Annotated in this window: 2 protein-coding genes and 1 pseudogene; all 3 read left to right on the forward strand. The window is 47.1% G+C overall.

Annotation, left to right across the window (positions count from 1 at the left end; all coding sequences use genetic code 11):
* Positions 1–362, forward strand: a pseudogene (locus PLA23_RS13585) (preprotein translocase subunit SecY); the annotation flags it as partial.
* Positions 363–375: 13 nt separating this feature from the next.
* A complete protein-coding gene (locus tag PLA23_RS13590) occupies positions 376–948 on the forward strand; it encodes an adenylate kinase (protein WP_324475569.1) in 573 nt (190 codons plus the stop codon).
* 3 nt (positions 949–951) lie between these two features.
* Positions 952–1,199, forward strand: a 248-nt coding sequence (locus tag PLA23_RS13595) for an EMC3/TMCO1 family protein (RefSeq protein WP_324475570.1), incomplete at its 3' end; no start/stop codon positions are given.

A 1,199-nucleotide genomic window follows, 5' to 3' on the forward strand; every position in this document is an offset into this window, starting at 1 on the left:
CCCTCATTATGATCGTCGGAGGTGCTGTATTTGCTCTGTTCTGGGTGAAGACCGCCGGTCTTGATTCCAAGGCTGTTGCACGGCAGATTCAGCTCTCCGGAATGTCAATTCCCGGCTATAGGAGAAATCCGGCAGTCCTTGAAAAGGTTCTTGACCGATATATTCCCCGTGTCACGGTTATCGGCGGGGTTTTTATCGGAATCATGTCGGTAGTGGCAAACCTCTTTGGTGTGATCGGGGCAGTGTCCGGTACTGGTCTGCTGCTGACGGTTTCAATTACCTACCGGCTCTATGAACAGATCGCCAGTGAACAGATCATGGAAATGTATCCGTTCATGCGAACATTCTTTGGTAAGGAATAAGAGAGAAACCACTATGACCGGGAAGAAAGTCATAATTACCGGGGTGCCCGGGGTCGGCAAGACCTCGGTCATTACCGAGTCAATCAGACGGCTTGAGGAAGAAGGAGTGCCATATCAGAGCATCAATTTTGGCACCTTTATGTTCGATGTTGCACAAAAGGAGGGTATTGTCAATGACCGTGATGAAATGCGCAAACTTGATAAAAATACCCAGAAGCGACTTCAGCAACTTGCTTCACAGGCGATCGCCCGGATCGATGGGAATGTCATTATCGATACCCATGCTTCAGTAAAAACGCCGGTAGGATTCCTTCCTGGACTCCCTGAATGTGTTCTGAAGGAGTTAAAACCTGATTTGATCATTCTTGTCGAGACTGACTCAGACCAGATCTTAAAGCGCAGATTATCAGACACCTCACGGATCCGTGATATTGAAGGGTACCGGGATATTCAGGATCACCAGGATTTCAACCGTGCAGTTGCCGCATCCTATGCCATGCTGACCGGGTGCACGATACGATATATTCAAAACCCTGACTTCCTGCTTGAGAAAGCAGTAGAAGAGATGGTTCAGGTCCTCAGGTAAACCATGGCAGGATCGCAGTCAGCAACCATGAGTATGATGCCCCTGATTCTGGCTATGGGGCTGTTATTTATTGCCAGTATAGAAACAGTTCGCAATACACTTGGAACCTCGCTGAATGTCGTTCTCGGACCACTCGTGGATACCTTTCACATCCCTTTTTATATCGTCATTATCATTCTCTCTGCAATGACCGGTTTTTACTCTTCCATCATCCAGAAATACACTATTGATTATAAAAAGATGAAAGAGAC

The organism is Methanospirillum sp. (assembly GCF_035406105.1).
Classification (GTDB): domain Archaea; phylum Halobacteriota; class Methanomicrobia; order Methanomicrobiales; family Methanospirillaceae; genus Methanospirillum.

Coding starts and splice junctions, on each gene's coding strand:
- PLA23_RS13590 (WP_324475569.1), top strand. CDS start 376: ATGACCGGGAAGAAAGTCATAATTACCGGGGTGCCCGGGGTCGGCAAG.